This is a genomic window from Bacteroidota bacterium, from assembly GCA_016713925.1.
Classification (GTDB): domain Bacteria; phylum Bacteroidota; class Bacteroidia; order AKYH767-A; family OLB10; genus JAJTFW01.
On the sequence record JADJOH010000002.1, the window covers coordinates 568,090 to 590,937 of the forward strand.

At 42.2% G+C, this 22,848-nt stretch carries 17 protein-coding genes; 15 read left to right on the top strand and 2 right to left on the bottom strand.

Translation table 11 applies throughout. The features are described 5' to 3' along the window. The 10 genes from IPJ86_02405 (at position 1) to IPJ86_02450 (ending at position 14,354) form a co-directional block, all read left to right on the top strand. Positions 1 to 969, top strand: coding sequence for a HAMP domain-containing histidine kinase (locus tag IPJ86_02405; GenBank protein ID MBK7886177.1), 969 nt, complete (start codon positions 1 to 3; stop codon positions 967 to 969). A gap of 65 nt (positions 970 to 1,034) precedes the next feature. Continuing rightward, positions 1,035 to 2,585 (top strand): 2,3-bisphosphoglycerate-independent phosphoglycerate mutase, encoded by a 1,551-nt coding sequence (locus IPJ86_02410; GenBank protein ID MBK7886178.1) that lies wholly within the window; start codon positions 1,035 to 1,037, stop codon positions 2,583 to 2,585. Then, positions 2,582 to 3,478: a hypothetical protein gene (locus tag IPJ86_02415; GenBank protein MBK7886179.1), complete on the top strand. Its 897-nt coding sequence runs from the start codon at positions 2,582 to 2,584 to the stop codon at positions 3,476 to 3,478. The genes IPJ86_02410 and IPJ86_02415 overlap by 4 nt, the downstream gene beginning before the upstream one ends. Before the next feature lie 48 nt (positions 3,479 to 3,526). Beyond that, the gene (gene mfd, locus IPJ86_02420) at positions 3,527 to 6,907 is read left to right on the top strand and encodes a transcription-repair coupling factor (protein ID MBK7886180.1); all 3,381 of its coding nucleotides are present in this window, start codon (positions 3,527 to 3,529) and stop codon (positions 6,905 to 6,907) included. 525 nt (positions 6,908 to 7,432) lie between these two features. After that, positions 7,433 to 7,975: an SET domain-containing protein-lysine N-methyltransferase gene (locus IPJ86_02425; GenBank protein MBK7886181.1), complete on the top strand. Its 543-nt coding sequence runs from the start codon at positions 7,433 to 7,435 to the stop codon at positions 7,973 to 7,975. A 408-nt stretch (positions 7,976 to 8,383) separates the two neighbouring features. Further along, a complete protein-coding gene (locus IPJ86_02430; GenBank protein ID MBK7886182.1) occupies positions 8,384 to 9,130 on the top strand; it encodes a DUF4476 domain-containing protein in 747 nt (248 codons plus the stop codon). Positions 9,131 to 10,247: 1,117 nt separating this feature from the next. Further along, on the top strand, positions 10,248 to 10,481 hold the full coding sequence (locus tag IPJ86_02435) for a hypothetical protein (GenBank protein ID MBK7886183.1): 234 nt from the start codon (positions 10,248 to 10,250) through the stop codon (positions 10,479 to 10,481). Continuing rightward, positions 10,450 to 10,863: a putative toxin-antitoxin system toxin component, PIN family gene (locus tag IPJ86_02440; GenBank protein MBK7886184.1), complete on the top strand. Its 414-nt coding sequence runs from the start codon at positions 10,450 to 10,452 to the stop codon at positions 10,861 to 10,863. The genes IPJ86_02435 and IPJ86_02440 overlap by 32 nt, the downstream gene beginning before the upstream one ends. Positions 10,864 to 11,161: 298 nt before the next feature. Further along, positions 11,162 to 13,006: a 2-oxoacid:acceptor oxidoreductase subunit alpha gene (locus IPJ86_02445; protein MBK7886185.1), complete on the top strand. Its 1,845-nt coding sequence runs from the start codon at positions 11,162 to 11,164 to the stop codon at positions 13,004 to 13,006. 304 nt (positions 13,007 to 13,310) lie between these two features. Beyond that, positions 13,311 to 14,354 (top strand): 2-oxoacid:ferredoxin oxidoreductase subunit beta, encoded by a 1,044-nt coding sequence (locus tag IPJ86_02450; GenBank protein MBK7886186.1) that lies wholly within the window; start codon positions 13,311 to 13,313, stop codon positions 14,352 to 14,354. Positions 14,355 to 14,622: 268 nt separating this feature from the next. Here the strand turns inward: IPJ86_02450 and IPJ86_02455 are convergent, their stop codons facing one another. After that, positions 14,623 to 16,275, bottom strand: a complete 1,653-nt coding sequence (locus tag IPJ86_02455) for an NAD+ synthase (GenBank protein ID MBK7886187.1) — start codon at positions 16,273 to 16,275, stop codon at positions 14,623 to 14,625. An 86-nt stretch (positions 16,276 to 16,361) separates the two neighbouring features. Beyond that, positions 16,362 to 17,003 carry a PorT family protein gene (locus IPJ86_02460; protein ID MBK7886188.1) on the bottom strand — a complete coding sequence of 214 codons (642 nt, stop codon included), beginning with the start codon at positions 17,001 to 17,003 and terminating at the stop codon, positions 16,362 to 16,364. A 22-nt stretch (positions 17,004 to 17,025) separates the two neighbouring features. Here IPJ86_02460 and IPJ86_02465 point away from each other — a divergent pair, with 22 nt between their 5' ends. The 5 genes from IPJ86_02465 (at position 17,026) to IPJ86_02485 (ending at position 22,847) form a co-directional block, all read left to right on the top strand. Then, on the top strand, positions 17,026 to 18,087 hold the full coding sequence (locus IPJ86_02465; GenBank protein ID MBK7886189.1) for a hypothetical protein: 1,062 nt from the start codon (positions 17,026 to 17,028) through the stop codon (positions 18,085 to 18,087). Between the two features lies 1 nt (position 18,088). Then, a complete protein-coding gene (locus IPJ86_02470) occupies positions 18,089 to 18,739 on the top strand; it encodes an MBL fold metallo-hydrolase (protein MBK7886190.1) in 651 nt (216 codons plus the stop codon). 1 nt (position 18,740) lies between these two features. After that, positions 18,741 to 20,231 carry a hypothetical protein gene (locus tag IPJ86_02475; GenBank protein MBK7886191.1) on the top strand — a complete coding sequence of 497 codons (1,491 nt, stop codon included), beginning with the start codon at positions 18,741 to 18,743 and terminating at the stop codon, positions 20,229 to 20,231. 249 nt (positions 20,232 to 20,480) lie between these two features. Next, entirely contained in the window at positions 20,481 to 21,548 is a 1,068-nt protein-coding gene (locus IPJ86_02480) for an acyl-CoA desaturase (GenBank protein MBK7886192.1), read from the top strand. A gap of 111 nt (positions 21,549 to 21,659) precedes the next feature. Then, complete coding sequence (locus IPJ86_02485) at positions 21,660 to 22,847, top strand: MFS transporter (GenBank protein ID MBK7886193.1); 1,188 nt, start codon at positions 21,660 to 21,662, stop codon at positions 22,845 to 22,847. Position 22,848 lies beyond the last annotated feature (1 nt).

Below are 22,848 nucleotides of genomic sequence, written 5' to 3' on the forward strand. Positions count from 1 at the left end.
ATGGCTAAACCTCTCTTCATATTTTATTTGCTGGTTGCATATATCTTGTTGCAATTTTCGTGGTGGGCGTATTTGCTGATTGATTTGAATCAGGAGATTGTGGCCTACCGTATGGATCTGACCGAGCTGGTACATGATGATCCTGTTGCTATACAAAAAGAAGAATTGCGTTTTGCTCAGGATTTAAAGAAGCGTTTGTATATGGTCCTGGGTGAGGGCAGTGTGTTTCTGGCATTGCTGGTTTTTGGAATTTATAAAACCAAGGAAGCCTTTCGGAAAGAGTTTGCACTGGCACGGCAGCAAAAAAACTTCCTGCTCTCTATCACGCATGAATTCAAATCTCCTTTAGCTGCCGTGAAATTAAATTTGCAAACGATTCAGAAACGTGACCTCGACCGGCCGAAACAACAGGAAATTATCAGAAGAGCCTTGCTGGAAACGGAACGTATCAATCTCCTGGTTGAAAATGCCTTGTTTGCATCACGATTAGAAAACAATAATTTTGATTTACATTTTGAGCGCATCAATTTCTCCGATTTCATGGAGCAGTTGATACAGGAGTATATTGAACGGCAAGATCACGATCATAGTTTTAAAGAAATCATTACCCCGGGCGTATTCATTGTTGGGGATAAAATGGCTTTAAGTTCTATGATTTACAATCTCCTTGAAAATGCCGAGAAGTACTCTACCTCCGATACGACCATTGAAATCAGTTTGAGCAGACATCTGCATGAAGCGGTAATGACCATTCGCGATGAAGGCATCGGCATAGAAGAATCAGAGCGTTTAAAAATATTTGAAAAATTCTATCGCGTTGGAAATGAAGATACGAGACGCACAAAAGGCACCGGATTGGGCCTCTTTATTGTGCAGCATATCGTGCATCTTCACAAAGGCACTATAAAAGTCAGGGCCAACCACCCTGCCGGCTCTGTTTTTGAAATCAGGATTCCAGCTGAGAAATAGCATGCTTCCTGCCGTATTTTTACCGTAACTTTGCACGATTCTTTTAAGATAAAAAGCAGCAATTTATGAGTAAAGTAGTTCTTGTAATTCTGGATGGTTGGGGCTTAGCGCCTGACAGCCTTAGAAATGCTATTTCTCAAGCCCATACGCCTTTTATGGATGACCTGATGAAGCGCTATCCGACCTGTAGTCTGCTCACTTCCGGCGAAGATGTGGGTTTACCGGAAGGTCAGATGGGGAATTCGGAAGTGGGTCATCTTAACATTGGTGCCGGTAGAATTGTCTGGCAGGAACTCGCGAATATCAATAAAGCGGTCAGGGAACGAACGATAGATCACCAACCGGTCCTTGTGAATGCACTAAAAACTGCTGCGGAAAAGGACAGGGCTTTGCATCTGATCGGACTCGTTTCCGACGGTGGCGTACATTCTCATATCAATCACCTCCAACATCTTTGCACATTAGCGCATGAAGCAGGACTGAAAAAAGTTTTTATTCATGCCTTCACCGATGGCCGCGATACGGATCCGAAGGGAGGACTTAATTACCTCACGCATCTACAGGAACATCTTGATAAGAGTACCGGAAAAATTGCTTCTATCACGGGCAGGTATTTTGCCATGGACCGTGATAAGAGATGGGAACGAGTGAAATTGGCCTATGATGCGCTCGTGAACGGCATCGGACAAAAAACCACCGACTGGAAATCGTCCGTTGCTACAGCCTATGCCGAAGGAATTACCGACGAATTCCTCAAGCCAATTATTATCACTGATGAGAAAGGAGAAGCCTGTGGAAATATTAAAGAGGATGATGTTGTCATTTGCTTCAATTTCCGGACCGACCGCTGCCGTGAAATTACGGAAGTACTCACCCAGCAGGATCTGCCGGATGCCGGAATGAAAAAGCTTAATCTGCATTATGTCACCATGACCAGATACGACGACAGGTATAAAAATATCTCTGTCATTTTCGAAAAAAACAATCTGAACATGACCTTGGGAGAAGTGGTTTCCTTGCATCATAAAAAGCAAATCCGCATCGCTGAAACTGAAAAATATCCGCATGTCAGCTTCTTCTTCAGTGGCGGACGAGAGCAACCTTTCGAAGGAGAAAAGAGAATTATGATTCCTTCTCCGAAAGTTGCCACCTATGATTTGCAACCGGAGATGAGTGCCTTCGCTGTAAAAGATGCTATCGTACAAGAACTCCATACAGGAGAAACCGACTTCGTTTGTCTGAATTTTGCCAATGCCGATATGGTGGGGCATACCGGAAATTTCAATGCTGCCATTAAAGCAGTGGAAGCCGTGGATAGTTGTCTGAAAGAAGTAGTAGAGGCAGGACTAAAAAAAGATTACAACTTTATCATCATTGCTGATCATGGAAATGCGGATATGATGGTGAATCCGGATGGAAGTCCGAACACGGCACATACTACCAACCCTGTTCCCTGCGTTTTGATCACCGGGGACAAGAATATCAAATTGGCTTCCGGTCGCCTGGCAGACATTGCCCCGACCATACTAACGTTAATGAATATACCCATTCCATCAGAAATGACCGGCGAAGTCCTCATTTCCGGAAAAACGGTAACAGCAAACATCCCATCATGACCCGACGAATTATAATAATTTTCCTTCTTACCCTTTCTTTGCAAGCCTCATCACAAACAAGAACCGGCATTTTCATTGGTGGTGGAACCACCTGGTACTACGGTGACATGAACGACCGGTTACTGACGCATCAAAAGCTCTTTCGCTATTATTTTACCGGAGGATTATTGTACAGAGCAAGTCAGCATTTTTACATTGCCGGGGCCTTCTCTGCAGGTAAAGTGGTAGGGGCAGATTCTCTGGCCATACAGGATTTTAATCTGGATAGAGATCTTCACTTCAGAAATGATATCTGGCAGGTTTCATTGACTGCAGAATATAGAATATTGGGTTATCAAAATGGGAAAACCAGAAAAGTAACGCCTTACCTCATTGGCGGAGTTGCTTATTATCACTACAATCCGATAGCCCTCTTGAACGATCAGGAGATAGAATTACAAAAACTGGGTACAGAGGGACAATACATTGAAGGAGGTGGTAATCCCAAGCCCTATAAATTATACAGTCTATCTTTTCCGCTTGGCGTGGGTGTAGAATTCAGGCTCTCCAATGCCTTTGCAGCAAGAATTGAGATTATAAATCATTTCACTTTTGCCGACTATTTTGATGATCTCAGTGGTAAATATGTTGACTCTCTTCAACTTTCTGCAACCCCTAACGGAGCACTTGCTGTGGAGATGGCCAGTAACCTTGCCGATGGATACCCAAGAACAGGTGCTTCCAGAGGAGACCCCAACGACAACGACACCTATATGTTTGCCGGAGTAAAACTCTTATACACTCCTGTTTTTGGTGACAATGGCAACCGTGGCAGTGGCGGAGGAGGTAACAAATCCGGTTTCAAGGGGGGTAAGCGAAAAAAGAAAAAAGCAAATTGCCCTGCATTCGATTAATCGTTTCCGCATTCATTACCTTTGCAGCACCGAAAAGTACAGGTGCGGGTGGATTTATTAAATATACTTCAGAAATACCAGAATCAGGCGCAGGCACAGCGACTCCGCACACTTCTGCTCGAACGTAAGCAACAGCGTATATTTCTGCAAGGATTAGCCGGCTCTTCAGATGCCGTTTTTATTGCATCACATTTGCATCAGTTTCCCCAACCTGCCTTATTTATTCTTGGAGATCGTGAAGAAGCTGCCTATTTTCAAAATGATCTCGAAAATATTTTGGGCGATCAGAAAGCTGTCCTCTACCCCTCCTCCTATAAGAAACCGTATCAACTGGATCAGCCGGACAATAACAGTGTCCTCCACCGGGCAGAAGTCCTCACGCGGATCAATAAAAGTAGAGAGCATTTTATTGTGATCACTTATCCGGAGGCGATCCATGAGAAAGTCATCACGAAGAAATCGCTCGAGCGCAACACCATGGAAGTCAAAGTGGGTGAAAAGCTCAGCATTGATTTCCTGACAGAGTTCATGCAGGAAAATGTTTTTGAACAAATTGATTTCGTTTATGAGCCCGGTCAATTCGCTATTCGTGGTGGTATCATCGACATTTACTCTTTTGCGCACGAGTTGCCCTATCGTATTGAACTTTTCGGAGATAAAATTGAGTCCATCCGGAGCTTTGATCCCTCCACACAATTGAGCGAGAAGAGCATTGGCTTTGTCACCATCATCCCCAATATTCAATCAGGTTTAGTCAAAGAAGAGCATGAATCCTTCCTGGACTTTTTACCTGCGGAAACGAATCTTTACATCAAAGACTTCGCATACACGTTAAATGCCATTGAATCTTCGCTTGAAAAAGTGAATGAACGTTATGGCTCAGAAGTTTTCATTGAAGAGGAGCAGGTGGTGCGAAAAGTAGATGAACTGTTTGACTCATTAGACGATCTCCGCAGTAAAATTGAACCACACCTCATCGTGGAATTCGGAACGAAGCCTTTTTTTGAAAACAGGGAAAACATTGCTTTTAACATCTCACCGCAACCGCACTTTAACAAGAACTTCAATTTACTCCTCGACAATCTTTATAAAAATCAGGAAAAATCATATACCAATTATCTCTTCTCTGAATCCGCGAAACAATCCGAACGACTTTATTCCATTTTTGAAGACATTCCAAAGCCGGATGCTTACAAGGGTATTGAATTAAAATTTCATACTATACTTACTGCTTTACATCAGGGATTTATTGATCATGATCTCAAACTGATTTGCTATACCGACCATCAGGTATTTGATCGCTATCACCGTTTCCGGCTTAAGAAAAATTACAGCAAAAGTGAGGCCATCACCTTAAAGGAAATTTATAGTCTCAAGCCCGGAGATTTCATCACACATATTGATCATGGTGTCGGACGATTCGCCGGACTTGAGACCCTGGATGTAAACGGAAAACAACAGGAAGCGATCCGATTGGTGTACAAAGACAATGATATACTTTACATCAGTATTCATTCGCTGCACCGGATTGCGCGTTACTCCAGCAAGGATGGCACAGCACCCACTCTTAATAAATTGGGAAGTACGGCATGGTCCACACTCAAATCGAAGACCAAGAAAAAGGTAAAGGATATTGCCAAAGACCTCATTGCCTTATATGCCAAGCGACGCGCGCAAAGTGGGTTCGCCTTCACTGCCGACTCCTATATGCAAACAGAACTGGAGGCCTCCTTTATGTATGAGGACACGCCTGATCAGTTGAAGTCGACGAGAGATGTGAAGAAAGATATGGAGAAGGAATATCCGATGGACCGGTTGATTTGCGGAGATGTTGGCTTTGGAAAAACAGAAATCGCCATCCGTGCAGCATTCAAAGCAGTGGCAGATGGAAAACAAGTCGCGGTGTTGGTTCCTACCACTATCCTGGCCTTACAACATTACCGCACCTTCAGTGAACGCCTCAAAGAGTTTCCCTGCACCATTGATTATCTCAACCGCTTTAAGAGCACAGCCGAACAAACTGCTACCTTAAAAAAGCTGGAAGCCGGGAAGATAGATATACTCATCGGCACGCATCGCATCCTCAGCAAGGATGTATTTTTCAAGGATCTCGGACTGATGATCATTGACGAAGAACAAAAATTTGGTGTAGCAGCGAAGGAGAAACTGAAAGCGTTAAGAGTAAATGTAGATACGTTAACCCTAACGGCGACACCGATCCCCCGTACGTTACAATTTTCATTGATGGGAGCACGTGATTTAAGTATTATCAACACCGCACCGCCCAATCGCCATCCGGTCAACACTGAAGTGCATGTCTTCAACGAACACCTGATCCGTGATGCCATCAACTACGAAGTATCGAGAGGCGGACAGGTATTCTTTGTTCACAACAGGGTACAGGACATCCACGATATCTCTGCTATGATTCACAAGTTATGTCCGGATGTAAAAATCAGTGTCGGTCATGGACAGATGGATGGAGAAAAACTCGAAGAAATTCTGATCAATTTTATTGAGGGAGACACTGATGTCCTGGTCGCCACTACCATTATTGAGTCGGGGCTGGATATCAGCAATGCCAATACCATCATCATCAACAATGCCCATTACTTCGGCTTAAGTGATTTGCACCAGATGCGTGGACGAGTAGGACGTTCCAACAAAAAAGCATTTTGCTATTTGCTGGCACCTCCACTCACGGTACTCACCCCTGAAGCCCGACAGCGACTCAAGGCCATTGAAGAACATTCGGAGCTGGGGAGTGGTTTTCATGTGGCCATGCGCGATTTAGACATACGTGGTGCCGGGAATTTGTTAGGTGGAGAGCAGAGCGGATTCATTTCTGAAATTGGTTTTGAGATGTACCATAAAATTCTGGACGAAGCCATTCAGGAACTCAAGGAAACGGATTTCAAAGGACTCTTCCCTGAGGATGAATCCATCACCAACTATGTACGTGATTGCCAGATTGACACTGACCTGGAAATGCGCATCCCGGATGATTACATCACCAATATCACGGAAAGATTCAGTCTTTATAAAGAACTGGACGAGGTGGCCAATGAAGAAAAACTGGTCGCTTTCGGAGAGCAACTGCGCGACCGCTTCGGACCGGTTCCGAAACAAGTGTATGAGCTCATGCATACCATACGACTTCGCTGGAAAGCCAAGCAACTGGGTTTCGAGAAGATCGTACTTAAAAACCGGACCTTAAAAACCTACTTCATCAGCAATAAAGATTCAGCGTATTTTCAAAGCACCCTCTTTTCCACTATTTTAAAATACGTTCAGAACCATCCCAGAGCCTGTAAACTAAAAGAAGACAAAGGTAAACTGAGTCTTACTTTGATGCATGTAGATAGTGTAAAGGAGGCAGATAGTTTATTGGCAAGGATGATGGAAAAAGAGGTAGAATTAAAAGTCTAACTTCTGAAAATCACATTTTCCCGGCTCTACATTTTCAGGATAATCATTATTTGAATTTGATATTTTTCATTCTTGCTTTCCCACTTAACTCGCTATGAAAACACCTTCTCCCTTCAAAGGTGTAAAAAAGAAAACCATAACCACCGAATGAAAGAAATCTGAATTCAAATTCTTAAACATCTTCACTTTTCGGGCATAAAATTCCCGGCCCCAAACCTAATTCTGACCACAAAAGAGGCATTTTCGCCCTTTTTGAGCTTCTATTGACCAAAAATGAAGGGCAAAAGGGGCTATCTCAATAGACCTTTGTTATGTATTCAAAACATAAACAAATGAAAACAATCTCTATTATCATCGTTGCATTGGGAGCTATTTGTGTATTCTATCAACAATATCTTGAGACGAAAGCAAAGAAAACCAATCATTAATTTTTACATACTATAGCTATTGATATCATATAGCGTGTATCTTTGCGCGCCGGATTAGTAAATCTGTATACAAAGCAGATTCATCCTGATATCAACTATGGTTTACATTAAAAAAAGTCAGCTCCCGAAAGCAGGAAAAGGATTATTTGTTGAACAAGAGTACCGCCGGGGCGACATCATTTGTGAGTATGAAGGGGAATTTGTTCCCTGGTCGGAGTGCGAAAAGAGAGCACAAGAGGGACACGAAGGTTACGTGTTTTTTATCTCAAAAAACCGATGCGTAGATGCATATTTTACTCCCTGGGCGATGGGACGCTATGCCAACGACGCCAGAGGAATCGGAAGAGTTTCCGGATTAACCAACAATGCACAATATGAAATCAAGCGACGCAATGGTGAACAAAGAGTGTTCATTGTCGCTACACGCACTATTTTACCCGGACAAGAAGTTTTTGTGCATTATGGAGATGATTACTGGAGATACCTCGAAAAAACAAGACATTTATTTTTAGCACGCGAGCGCGAAAAACGCCGTGAATACATCGCCCGTAAAAAGAAAAAAGAACAATACAGTAAATCGGCGGGAGTTGCTGCAAAGAAGAAAGTCAATTTGAAAAAGAAGGCCGGAAGCAGGGTCTGAATTCATTTAACATCGGTTTGTTAAAATTTAACGCGATGATTTAACATTCAGTTTAAATTATAGGTCGACCTTTGTCCTAATTAAACTCCGATAGATATGATGAATGTTTCGATAGCCATAGTTTGCATTTCTTTTGCACTTGTTGTTTACAGCCAGCTCAACGAGACCTATTTCAGCAGAAAGAAGAACTCCTGAGTTCATATTAATTTCATACTCGTTTTCCTGTCGCTATAAATCATTATTTTTCAATGATCTGACAGTTCCTTTAACGAATAATAAATCCAATTAACTGATCAGGAAGGCCTCCCCATATTTGGGGATAAGGGTCTGTGGTCTCTTCTTTGGCATAGCCCTTGCCTCTTGCTTTTCAACAACAAATAACAAACAATTCAACAGGAGGAAAAAAAAATGAAAAACCTGATCTCTACTCTCATCATCAGCAGCCTAATTTCTGCTCATGCATCTGCGGATCACAGGCTCTCGGACCTCCGCATCCGTACCTTCGACAACAAGCCTGTCATTGTAAGTCTAAACCATGTTCAGTATAATACACCCGGAACAGCGGTTATCATCAACGACATCATGCCGGGCCGTCATCAACTACAAGTGTGGACATATAGAAATCACTACCACTCCTATAACCAGCAAAGAGTATTGTTGTACAACGGATTCATCGATGTGCCTGCCTCATCAGAGGTAAGGGCTATGGTTACCCGCCACCGCGGACTCCGCATCAATGAAATCATTCCCTTGTTTACACCACCTGCTCCGGTACCTCCCTATTACAATCCGTATCCTGCGCCCTACCCTGCGCCCTATCCGCTGCCAGCACCCGGTCCCTGTGGAACTCCTGCAGCACCCCAATGCATCAACGACGCTGACTTCAATGCATTGTTAAACACAATCGACAATCAAAGTTTTGAGAGCACCCGAATGACCCTCTCCAAACAAGCCATACGACAACATGGTGTGATCAATAGCCGCCAGGTAGCTGAGTTGATGAACCTGATGAGTTTTGAATCTTCAAAATTGGAGTTGGCAAAATATGCATATCAATACACTATAGATCCACAAAACTACTTTCATCTCTTCAATGAATTCAGTTTTGACAGTAGTGTACGGGAATTGAGTGAATACATTGATCGCCATTCATAAATCAGTATTAAAAGGAACTCTTCTAAATAAGGATGACTTGCAACGATCAGAATCGAAGAATATTGTAACAAAAAAACAGACCCCCTTTCTTGAACTGGCATAGTAATTGCAAATTCCTTAAAAGAAGATTAAAGACGAAATTCTAATCACACAACATTAAAGAAAAGAGCTTCGTTTACGTAGAAAGAAGAAAGCGTCTCCCGGGCCCGTAAGCCGGGGAGCAATTAAAAAAAAACCTGAACCGTAATTCAGGAACAATACAAACCTCCTCAGCCCGTAAGCCGGGGAGCAATGAAAAGAAGCCTGAACCGTAATTCAGGAACAATACAAACCTCCTCAGCCCGTAAGCCGGGGAGCAATGAAAAAAAACCTGAACCGTAATTCAGGAACAATACAAACCTCCTCAGCCCGTAAGCCGGGGAACGAAAAAAAAACCTGAACCGTAATTCAGGATCAACATAAAATCTCTCCGGCCCGTAAGCCGCAGAGTACTGAAAGACCTCCTGAACCGTAATTCAGGATAAGCATCAAACCTCCTCAGCCCGTAAGCCGGGGAACGATGATAACTCTCCTGAACCGTAATTCAGGATCAACATAAAATCTCTCCGGCCCGTAAGTCGCAGAGTAATGAAAGATCTCCTGGACCGTAATTCAGGATAAGCATCAAACCTCCTCAGCCCGTAAGCCGGGGAACGATGATAACTCTCCTGAACCGTAATTCAGGATCAACATAAAATCTCTCCGGCCCGTAAGCCGTGGAGTAATGAAAGATCTCCTGGACCGTAATTCAGGACCAACGAAAAATCGCTCCGGCCCGTAAGCCGCGGACATTTGAAAAAGTAAGAAACATAACTGCTCCAATTGCGTACAAGATCGGAGAAAGTGGAAGGAAAAAATTAACATTTTATATCCCGGTCCCGTAAGGCCGGGATTTTTTAATTTAAATTTATTTCTACTTGGCCCTGTTAAGTCTGGACAGAATTTTTAATAACAGTTCGAAAACATGTTTCATTTCGTCTTTTGCAAAAAAGTTGAAAATACTAATGACAAATTAACTACTAAAGGGCAAGTCAATTTATTCTACAGAAAACAATAAAGAAAAACCTATATTTGCTATATGAAAACCTATCAGATAGACATATTAAACCCCAAAGCTATTAAGCTATTGCAGGATTTAGCTGATTTGGACTTAATTTCTTTTCGAAAAGCAGAAAATAATATTGAAAATGTTATCAAGAGATTAAGAAAAAAAGCCTCTTCAAATCCTCCAACTTTGGAAGAAATTACCAAGGAAGTAGAAATTGTTAGAGCTAAGCGATATGCTGCAAAGAAAAAACAGAGTAATAATTGATACGAACCTTTGGATTAGTTTCATTTTAACAGGTAAATTCTCAAAACTTGATAAAATACTCAATGACGGTTCTATTGTATTGTTGTTCAGCACGGAATTATTGGATGAATTCATTGAAGTAGCAAGACGCCCAAAATTTAGAAAGTACTTTCCTGAAGAGGACTTAATTAAACTTTTACATCAAATTGAGAAGAATGCGGAATTTATTGACGTAGAATTTGAAGTTAATAAATGTAGAGACCCGAAGGATAATTTTCTTCTTTCATTAGCTCATGATGGACGCGCAACTCATCTTATCTCAGGAGACAAAGACTTAACTTCAATAGAGAAATTTGGAGATACAGTTATTTTATCACTTGCAGAATACTTAGGAAAAAAGTAAAGCATCGTCTGCTTGATAAGAAAATTCAAGGCATTAATCTGCGACTGAACTATTTCGTAAAGAGGGTATTTATAAATTTTGGTATTACGTCATATTCTAAACCCTTGCACAAGCATTGAGCAATTTAATTTGCTAAAACTACTATAACACTCAATGCTACTGAAACAGGCAATAAACTAACCTATTGATCTACAACATTTTTGAAGAAATTAATTTTTACGAATTATGAATAAAATCATCTGAAAAAGAGCCGAAAAACCTGTATTTTTGCACCTTCGTAAAGCGATTCAAAATTATCATGGCTGATCAACAACAAGTTCTTGACCGAGTGATTATCAAGTTTGCCGGCGACTCCGGTGATGGAATGCAACTCACCGGTACACAATTCACCAATACTGCTGCCTTACTCGGGAATGACCTGAGTACTTTCCCTGATTTTCCGGCAGAAATACGTGCGCCTATAGGTACTATCCCGGGCGTTTCCGGTTACCAATTACATTTCGGATCTGTAAATATTTTCACACCGGGAGATGCCTGCGATGTGTTGGTGGCCATGAATTCCGCGGCTCTGAAGGCGAATCTCCGTCATCTGCGTAAAGGCGGGACCATCATCGCGAATTCAGATGGTTTTGATCCAAAAAATCTTCGTCTGGCGAATTATCCCGACGGGGTCAATCCGTTGCTGGATGGATCACTGGAAGGGTTTCGTTTGATCACCATTGATGTGACAAAAATGACGCGTGCTGCATTGACCGATTCCGGCATGGGTATTAAGGAAATCGACCGTGCAAAAAACATGTTTGTACTTGGATTTCTTTACTGGATGTATAATCGGGAGATGGTGCATACAGAGAATTTCCTGAAAGAAAAATTCGCCAAGAAACCGGATGTCCTTGAAGCCAATTTAAAAGTGCTGAAAGCAGGTTATCATTTTGGTGATACCAGTGAAACTTTTACTACACGATACACTGTTCATCCTGCACCTATGCCTCCGGGCACTTACCGGAACATTATGGGCAATCAGGCGACAGCATTGGGTCTCATCGCTGCTTCTCAGAAATGTGGCCTCGATCTTTTTCTGGGCTCCTACCCCATCACCCCCGCTTCTGATATCCTTCACGATTTATCGAAATACAAACACTTTGGTGTATTGACCTATCAGGCCGAAGATGAAATTGCGGCTATATGTGCCGTTATAGGTGCTGCATTTGGTGGAAAACTCGCCGTCACTACTTCTTCCGGACCCGGCATTGCCTTGAAAGGTGAGGCGATGGGATTAGGCTTGATGCTGGAACTGCCCATGGTCATCATCAACGTTCAGCGCGGCGGACCATCTACCGGCTTACCGACCAAGACAGAACAGAGTGACCTCTTTCAGGCAATGTATGGCCGGAACGGAGAAGCACCTATTCCTGTGATTGCTGCTAAAACACCTGCAGATTGCTTTGATACGGTTTTCGAAGCCTGTCGTATTGCCATTGAATTTATGACCCCGGTGATCTTCCTCAGTGACGGTTACATTGCCAATGGTTCAGAGCCCTGGCGTTTCCCGAAATCGGCTGACCTGAAGAGCTTCAAAGGAAATTTCATCACCGAGAAAAACAGCGATGATAAATTCCTGCCTTATAAACGTGATGAGAAATTATCTCGTCCATGGGCTATTCCCGGAACGAAAGATCTGGAACACCGTATTGGCGGACTTGAAAAACAACATGAAACCGGCACCATCAGTTATGATCCCGAAAACCATGAATTCATGGTACGTATGCGTGAAGCTAAGGTAGCGAAGATTGCTGATCATATTCCATTGCAAACATTGGATAATGGCAATGAAAAAGGAAAACTATTGGTGCTCGGATGGGGTTCTACTTATGGTGCGATCAAGGCAGCAGTTAAGGATGCGAGAGCAAAAGGCTATGATGTGAGTCATGCTCAGTTACGTCATATCCATCCCTTCCCGAAAAATCTGGGAGAAATCCTGTATAACTTCGATAAGGTATTGATTCCTGAAATGAATACCGGGCAGTTGAATTCCATCATCCGTGATAAGTTCATGGTTCCATCTATTGGCTTGAATAAAATTAAGGGGATGCCGTTCTCTACGTCAGAAGTCTTTGATAAAATCGAAGAACTCTGTAAATAAGGATTAATTCAGAATGCAGAATGCAGAATGCAGAATTAGAATGCAGAATTAGAATGCAGAATTAGAATGCAGAATTAGAATGCAGAATTAGAATGCAGAATTAGAAATGCAGAATTAGAATGCAGAATTAGAATGCAGAATTAGAATGCAGAATTAGAATGCAGAATTAGAAATTAGATGTTGAAGGATGATTAGAGTACAGCAATGCAGTCTACAATTATTCTAACACGAATCAACCATATTCTACTTATTCAAACAATAAATATTCATCAATTCATCAATTCAATAATTCATCAATTAAAATATGTCAGCTGTAACTAACGCTCCTGAAGCTCCAAAATTCACCAGCAAAGAACTTGTCACAGATCAGGAAGTAAGATGGTGTCCGGGTTGTGGTGATTACTCCATCCTGAAACAGGTACAGACGGTCATACCGGAATTAGGAATTCCGAGGGAAGATATTGTTTTTATTTCCGGTATCGGATGCTCCTCCCGTTTTCCTTACTACATGGAGACCTTTGGTATGCATAGTATTCACGGTCGTGCGGCGGCTATTGCCAGCGGTTTAAAGAGTGTGCGTCCGGAGTTGAGTGTATGGATGGTGAGTGGTGATGGTGATTCCCTGTCGATTGGCGGTAATCATTTCATACACTTGTTGAGAAGAAATATTGACATTAACCTTTTATTGTTCAACAATGAGATTTACGGACTCACCAAAGGACAATACTCCCCTACTTCAGAGGAAGGTAAGATCACCAAGTCGACTCAGATGGGATCTATCGATCATCCGTTCAATCCTATCGCGTTGGCTATGGGTGCAGATGGTACTTTCATCGCCCGTTCCATGGATCGTGATCCGGTACATCTGAAAGAGATGTTGCGCCGCTCCTATGCGCACAAGGGAACTTCATTCCTTGAGATTTATCAAAACTGCAATGTATTTAATGACGGAGCTTTTGAAATATTCACTGAAAAGTCTTCGAAGAAAGAAGAAGCCATTTTTGTAGAAAACGGAAAGCCTCTGGTATTCGGACAAAATGCGGATAAGGGAATTAAACTGGATGGTTTCAAACCGGTGGTGGTTGATCTGAGTACTGATAGCAATAGCATCAATGATCTTTGGATTCATGATGAAAGCGATCGTGTAAAGGCCGGCATCCTTTCCCGATTCTTCGACAGACATGAAGAAGGAAAGCCACATTTCCCACGACCTTTCGGTGTATTTTATATAGAAGATCGTCCCTGCTACGAAGTCGGATTTAATCAACAGGTTGAATTGGCGAAAAGCAAGAAAACGGCTGATCTGGATGCCTTGTTAAAGGGACGAGAGACCTGGGTAATAGGTTAACCTTGTGTATTGAGCGTTTGGTTCACAATGGGATTTTTTGCTTCCGGCTACCGGCTGCGGGGTCTAGGCTATAGGCTATGGGCTATGGGCTCAACTCCCGGATATCTGTAGGTTCTTCTAAATAGAACCAAAACTAAAAGATTAAAAGATATTTAGGGGGTCAAAGCCCGGTTTAGGGACATCAAAAGAACGATTAATCATTTATCAATCATAAATTACATCAACCCATTTTTACATTAAAACATTCATCAATTCAATTGGATTTGGTTTATCCCAAATACTTTGCCACCAGCGGCATTCGTCGGCCGCGGCCAAACGCTTTTCTGGAGATGCGCAGGATAGGGGCGAACTGATGACGTTTCCACTCATTGTTGTTCACCATTTTTAAAACACGATAAACAAGTGCTTCATCAAAACCTTCCTTTATAATTTTATCGGGACCTTTATGTTCTTCGATGTAACGAAATAAAATAGCATCCAGAGTTTCGTAAGGTGGCAGGGAATCGCTGTCTTTTTGTCCGGGCCGAAGTTCAGCGGAGGGAGGTTTGGTAATAATATTCACCGGAATAATTTCTTTTTCCCGATTGATAAAATTTGCCAGGGCATACACATCCATTTTATAAAGATCGCCGATGACGGATAGTCCTCCACACATATCTCCATATAAGGTACCGTAACCCACGGCAAGTTCACTCTTATTGCTCGTGTTGAGGAGGATGAATCCCAGCTTATTGCTCAGCGCCATCAACGTTACTCCCCGCACACGGGCTTGTATATTTTCTTCCGCTACATTAAATGGAAGTCCTTCAAAATCCTTCTTCAATGCATCCAGGAAGGAATTATACATGGGAGCAATCGGAATGATTTCCTGTGAGCATCCGATGATCTCCGCCATCTTCAACGAATCACTCACAGAATGATCGCTGGAGAATTCAGAAGGCATCAGCACGGCATGTACATTTTTCGCACCCAGAGCATCTGCTGCAAGTGCAAGGACTACTGCAGAGTCAATGCCACCTGAAAGTCCGAGTGTGGCTTTGGAAAAACCCATCTTCTTAAAATAATCTCTGATTCCCATGACGAGAGCTTCATATATACGTCCAATGCGATCTGCAGGGAGTGGCGATTTCTCCTCGACGGGTAAGGGTGTAAAAGATTTTGAAGCGGTATCAAAAGTACAACTGAAATAATCTTCGTGGAAATAGTTCAGCTCCTGAAGCAATGATCCGTCAGCATTGTAAACGAGGGAGCCACCGTCGAAGAGAATATCCGTTTGCCCTCCCACCTGATTCACATAGAGCAAGGGCAATTTGAATTCCTTCACATTCTTCTGTAAAATGGCTTTTCGGTCCTCTGCATGACGTCCGGAAAAAGGAGAGGCCGCAATATTGATCATCAATTCGGGCTTTTGACGGATCAATTCTTTCATTGGCCAGAAAGTATAAAGAGGGTCATCGTCCATGTTCCATAGATCTTCACAAACGGTGAGGGCTATACGAACATTATTCACTTCTATACAATTAAATTCACGATTTGACTCAAACCATCTGTATTCATCAAAGACGTCATATGTCGGCAATAGGGTCTTATGTACAATCTGCTGTATAGTTCCCTTCGCCAATACATATGCTGAATTGAAAAGATTTTTTCCTTTCGGATCCGGATTAAATGCAGGACCACCCACGATAACCGTCAATTGGGTACAGTGACCAGCAATGCTATCAATGCTTTCACGGCAACGATCAATAAAGTGGCTATAGTCAAGAAAGTCGAGGGGCGGGTATCCGCAAATAGCCAACTCTGCGAATACAAGTAAATCCACCTGCTCTGTTTCTGCCCTTTTTATCTCCTCTAAAATACGGGCAGTATTGAACGTAAAATTACCGACATGGTAATTCAACTGTGACAGCGCTATTTTCATCGCTGCAAAGGTAGGGAATATGCCGGGGAGTAAATGGGAATGAAGATCTGACTTTGAAGGTCTTTAACAACATCCATTTTCGTGGATCAGAATAAAATTCCAACGTTCAATCCGAGGTAATTGGTAACGCCTTTCGCACCATCTCCATCGAATATGTCAAAAAATCCATTATTGAACTCAAGTCCTCCAAAGGCAACCGTTGAGCCGCTTAGGGTGTACTCCACACCAGCACCAATGATCATATTCATATTGAAAATATTGAAATCATCCTTAGCGCTGATATTGTCCTCTTCATCCGAATCCTTCTTTGACCTAATCAGGAAGGAAGGCGAAAACCCAAACATTCCGTAATAGCGGGTTTTATTGAACTGATTGGTAAGCATCTTCAGGCAGACGGGAATTTCGACATATTGAAGTTTAAAATTAATCACCGGATCTGCCAATGGATTACCGGAAGAGTCATTGCCGGCTTCAAAGCGAATCTTACCTCCACGGTAGGCTACCTGAACTCCTGTAGCTATAGCATAATTTTTCTGGAGGCTGAATTCAGTTTGTACGCCATAGGCAAAGCCCAATTTGTACCCATCGCGCTTTAAGCCGTTACGATCGGGTTTTATCCAGGCCATACTGGGTGTAATTTTAAGGCCAAAATGAAATTTCTCGTCCTGTGCCTTCGTTAGTTGTGGACAGGTCAGGAAGAATACAAGAATTATGATAAGTTTGCGCATGTTTCAAAGGATTTATAGTGCAATGATAGGTAAAATTAATATTTCTGTCCTCATTTATATTTCCATATTGCTGACTATCAGTTGCGGACAAAAAAAAGTGGACGTGAATGAACCGTCACCAATCGCCATAACTGATGAAGGTCATGCATTGCAATTTGAGCGATTTGAAGAAGAATTATTTGGTTCAACTTTACCCATGGATACAAGTCGGGTAAGATACCTGAGAGAAAAATATGGTGATTTCTTTGAATTATGGTGTATTCAGCTCGCCGGTGTTTTACCCGCTACCAAAGGGCGACCCTCAGATGCTGCGATTGCCGTCAACCTCAACCAGTACCTGAGTGATAAGTACATGAAAGAAGTTTTTGAAGATGCTGAAAAAAAGTTCAAGGATTTACGTTGGCTTCAGGAAGAACTTCAGCCGGTCTTTCAGCGCTATAGCCGTGCATTCCCGGATAAGAAAATACCCGTGATATTGACTTACCTCTCCCCTTTTACCAGCAACATCATGGCCATGGATACACTGCTTGGAATAGGTCTTCACTTTTACCTTGGGAGTGATTATAAATATTATCCCAGTCTGCAACTACCGTTGTACATGATTAAAAAGATGCGTCAGGAATACATCATCAACGATATGATCAAAGGATGGTTAGACAGTGAATACATGGATGATAGCTCGCAGAACAATTGTTTATCACAAATGATTTATCAGGGGAAAGTTTTATACGCCACCGATGTCCTTTCGCCCGACATACCCGACACTATCAAAACCGGATATTCAGAAATTCAATTGCAGTGGGCGCTATCACATGAAGAAGAAATATGGTCCTTCTTTATAGAACAACAGTTACTTTACAATACCAATCCAAAGACGTATCTCAAATACATTCATGATGGCAACAGCACCAGTGGCTTTCCGAAAGAGGCACCTGCGCGTTTGGGTGCATTTATTGGCTGGAAGATTGTGAGAGCTTATATGAAAAATCACGAAGGCATGACCCTGCAACAACTTTTCGAAATGAAGGATGCTCAAAAAATACTCTCTGAATCGGGTTATAAACCTCTAAAATCAAATTCCTGATATGCAAATACAATGCTTCACCTTCAATCCTTTTCAGGAAAATACGTACATCTTATATGATGAAACGAAGGAATGTGTCATCATAGATCCCGGTTGTTATGACGCGGAAGAGAAACAGGAATTGTTCGACTTCATTAAAGTACATGAACTAAAGCCGGTACATTTGCTCAATACCCATTGCCATATTGATCACGTGCTTGGAAATCATTTCGTGTTTACTGCTTATCAACTGCTACCTGAAATACACCCGGCTGAAGAGGCTGTGCTTGCTGCGACAAAAGATTACGGACCACAATTCGGCATCTACATGGAAGCATCTCCCCCACCGCTCTTAATTCTCCGGGAAGGCAACACCATCACTTTTGGAAATTGTACTTTAGAAATGATTCATGCACCGGGACATAGTCCGGGAAGTATCTGTTTTCATCATACAGAAAGTCATACCCTTATTGGTGGAGACGTTCTTTTTCAAATGAGCATTGGAAGAACGGATTTACCGGGAGGAAATATGACCTCCTTACTGCGGAGCATTCGTGAAAAACTATTTACACTGGATCCGGAAACAATAGTCTTTCCCGGACATGGTCCGGAAACCAGTATTAAATTTGAAAAATTGAACAATCCGTTTCTTCTTGCGTATAAAGATAACTGATATGAAATTTTTTATTTGCCTGCTCTTCCCTTTATTTATTGCTGTGAACGGCATGCGTTGTGCCGCACAATCCATACAGATTTCGCCGGAAAACATTGATGACAATGGATTGGATTATGCGAAAGTCATCGGACAGGATGAAAGTGGCATATACCTCTTGATGAGTAATCTTTCTTTGGAATCCGGACGGGACCGTTTCGGTTTGAAGACCAGAAAGTACGAACTTAGTTTTTACACGTACGATCTTCAGCGAAAATGGAAAAAAGACCCTGTGCCGGATCCTTCGAGTGGTACATTGGAAAACATTGCCTTCTTTAATAATACTACCGTTATCATCACCAGTGAACAAATACGGGCCAACAATACCTGCAATTTATACATTGAAGTCATCAATGCAAAAGGAGAGTCAATTGTTAAAGGAAGAAAAGTATATACGGGCAACATCAACAAAGTAGCAGATCTTGCCAAACCCAAAGGATTAATATCTCCTGATAAACGATCGTTGGGCATTGCCATGGAAGAATCCAGAAATGGAGAAATTATTATTCACTATTGCAGTATTGATGAAAATTATCAACCGCTAAGGCAATTGCAAACGAAGGTAAGTTACTCGGATAAAGATGCAGCCCTGAGTGAATTTGCTATCAGCAATCAGCAGGATCTTTTTTTTCTATGCTTCCGGAAAGAGATCGTGAACGAGGAGAAAAGTAAGTTGCGACGATTTAGTCTGTTTATGGTATCGAATACAGATGGAAGAATGAATGAATATCCATTCAATGCCATGGATCAGCAGATGACAGAGGCGGCATTGGTTATAGATAAAATAAATAATCAGGCTATTGTTACCGGCTTTTATGCTGACAAAACTTCCTTTGCAGGTGCCAGTTTATTGTACGGAACGTTAAGTGTGATACGACCTGAAAAATTAGAAGTGAAAATAGGACGACTCACGAACGATGCACAACTGAAATTTGTGGGACAACGAAATACAGGCGGTGGAGTTAGCCTTTTTAAATATCCGATTCAACGTGTCATTCCCAGAAGTGACGGAGGTTCATTGGTCATTGCAGAAGCGGCCTATCTCAGTGAATACTCCTTTTACGATTACTTCACACAGACGTTTAACAGAAGAGTTGAATTTCATTATGACAATATTCTTGCGTTATCGGTGAATGCAAATGGCACCATTCACTGGAGTCAGTTAATTCAGAAAGATCAAACATCAATGGATGATGAAGGACTTTATTCCTCCTGCAATATCGTATTGAGTCCGGAAGAACTTATCGTCATCTTCAACAAAGACATCGGCAGAAACAATGAGATTGTTGGACATGCCATTAATGCAAGAGGACAGCTCACCATACGCACTTTCAGTAAAAAGAGCGATAGCATCTCCATCCTGCCCAGAGCCGGAAAACAAGTTGATGAAAACACGATAATTGTTCCCGCGGTAACCAAGAAACGTTTGTTTTTGGTGAAGATTGAATTGTAGTTACGACCTCTGTTTCCTTTAATATCGGTGGTTATTGAACGATGGAATGAGCAGTGTTTCTTTTCTCTAATTTTTTTCCAATTGGATTCAGCCAATACGAAGAACCCTTAACCAAGTCGACTGAAGGGGTTAGAGGTTAATTAATAGCATTTCAAAAAAGCATATATATTTGATATTCAATACTCTAATTAGAGAAACCAAATGTCATAGGCTTGATTCAGTGCTTTGTGCTTATTTTTGCGGTCAATTATGGCTAAAATAACGTTCAATAATAAGACAAGTCCGTTTTTTGATGCGTTAAGACAGAAGATTGACGCGTACTTCACGGAACACAAAATTAAACCCACAGGGAATTTCAAACTATATTCCAAGACTATCATTCTGGTTTCCTGTGCAATATTATTATATTCTATTCTGGTGTTTGTAACCATGCCGGTATGGGTTTCTATTACATGTTGCGCTTTAATGGGATTAACTTTCGCGAGCATTGGATTCAATGTGATGCACGATGGTGCACATGGTTCCTATTCCAGCAACAAGACCTTGAACAACCTCATGTCTTATTCGCTCAACCTTATGGGCGGATCAAGTTTTATGTGGAAAGTTAAACACAACCACGTTCACCATTCGTTTACCAATATTGATGGTGTGGATGATGATATTGACATTCGCCCGTTTATGCGCGTAAATGAGCAACAGAAGCGTTATTGGTTTCATCGTTTCCAACATGTGTATTCGTTCCTCCTTTACGGGGCTACTTACTTTATGTGGATCTTCTGGATGGATTTTCAGAAATACTTCACGCATAAAATTGGTCCGACACCGATTCGCAAAATGAAATTAAGCGAGCATATCGGTTTTTGGGTAACCAAGTTATCTTACATCGGTTTGTTTATCGGACTTCCTGTTTTCTTTAAAGGATGGATTGCAACAATCATCGGTTACAGTGTCATTTTATTTGTAACCGGTTTAACTATCGCCGTTGTATTTCAATTGGCCCACGTTGTTGAAGACACCGCCTTCCCTACACCGGATCCATTGACAAATAAAATTGAAGAAGAATGGGCTTTACATCAGGTAAGAACTACTGCCAACTTTGCTACGAGGAATGGTTTGGTCAGCTGGTTCATGGGAGGATTAAATTTTCAGGTTGAACATCATCTCTTTCCCCGCATCAGTCATATCCACTATCCTGCTATTAGCCGACTGGTGAAAGAGACTTGCGAAGAATTCAACATTCGTTATATAGAATATCCAACAGTGTTGGCTGCCATCGTGGCGCACGTAAGGCATTTACGCACTCTTGGCCGCGCCTGATTCAGGGAATTATTCCGGAAGAAAAAAATTTAAAACCCGGCGTATCCAATACGACCGGGTTTTGTTATTCTTATCATTCCTGATCATCAACACATGAAGTAAAAATCATAAATGACAAAAGAACGCCGACTTTTACTTGTCTTAGCTGCTATACAGTTCAATCATATCGTTGATTTCATGATTATGATGCCGTTAGGGCCGCAGTTGATGCGAATTCTTGCTATTAGTCCGAGGGAATTCAGCTTACTGGTATCGAGTTATACTTTTAGTGCGGGGATTGTGGGATTTGCCGGTGCCTTCTTCCTTGATCGATTTGAGCGCAAAAGAGCCTTGCAGATTATCTTCGCCGGATTTCTTTTGGGCACGCTGGCCTGCGCCTTTGCTCCCGGATATACATTGCTCATGACAGCACGAATATTGACAGGGGCTTTCGGAGGGTTGCTCGGATCTCTCATCCTTTCCATTATCGGCGATGCTATTCCCCTGGAACGACGATCTTCGGCTATGGGCATCGTGATGACGGCCTTTTCGATCGCATCCGTGGTTGGAGTTCCCGCGGGGCTGTTTCTTGCGACACATTACTCCTGGCATATGCCTTTTCTCAGCATCGTTTTCACCGGCTTATTTGTCCAGATTGCCATCAGCAAATGGGTTCCTGTAATGAAGGAACATATTAAGATGCAGCCGGAGAAGAGAAACATCCTCCGACCCTTTCAGATGGTAGCGGCATCGCCCAACCAACAGAAGGCCTTGTTGCTGCAATGCTGTTTGATGCTCGGACATTTCAGTCTGATACCTTTTCTAAGTCCTTACATGGTTTCGAATGTTGGTTTTGGCGAGAAAGATTTACCATTGATTTATCTGCTAGGCGGTGCCGTTAGTATCATTTCACTTCCGTTAATCGGCAAGCTGGCGGATAAATACGGGCGATATAAAGTCCTGATCTTTGGCATCTGCCTCTCAGCCATTCCACAGTTTCTTATTACCAACATGCCTCCTGTTCCGTTATGGATGGCCTTAACTGTCACCACCTTTTTCTTTATTACTACCGGAGGGAGAACTATTCCGGCCAGTACCATCATCACTTCCACGGTCACTCCGCAGCAAAGGGGCAGTTTCATGAGTTTAAATGTAGCTGTGCAGCAACTTTCCAGCGGACTAGCGGCCTATATAGCGGGTCTTATCATCTCTAAAGGACCCGGAGGGCAATTAATACATTACGAAATGGTAGGATACATGGCTATTGCTTTCAGTTTTGTAGGATTATACGTGGCCCGGGGAATAAAAGGGACCTCTTAAA